The sequence below is a fragment of the Pseudomonas sp. B6002 genome (assembly GCF_013385985.1).
Lineage (GTDB): Bacteria > Pseudomonadota > Gammaproteobacteria > Pseudomonadales > Pseudomonadaceae > Aquipseudomonas.
Map to the genome: position 1 here is coordinate 38,203 of NZ_JACAOY010000042.1, position 291 is coordinate 38,493.

The 291-nt window shown below is 58.8% G+C and carries 1 pseudogene; it reads right to left on the reverse strand.

Features of this window, described 5'->3' with window-relative positions:
* A pseudogene (locus HX792_RS30255) lies at positions 1-217 on the reverse strand (hypothetical protein); the annotation flags it as partial.
* Positions 218-291 lie beyond the last annotated feature (74 nt).

Here is a 291-nt window from a genome sequence, read left to right on the forward strand (position 1 = left end):
CAGCGTGTTTAACGGGGCGCCTCAGATCAAAATCAAAAGCAAACGCGGCGGCCTGGTAGCCGACCGGTGGAGTTTGTCGATCGCATTCCCCTGTAGGAGCCGGCTTGCCGGCGATGCAGACAACTCGGTGAAACAGGCATTCCCGGTTGATGCCATCGCAGGCAAGCCAGCTCCCACAGGGTGTTGAGTTCGCCGGGATTTTTGCGTCATCGTTCACGACCATCGCCGGCAAGCCGGCTCCTACAGTTGACCGCCTTTGCTTTTGCTCTACACCACTCAAGCCGGCTGTCA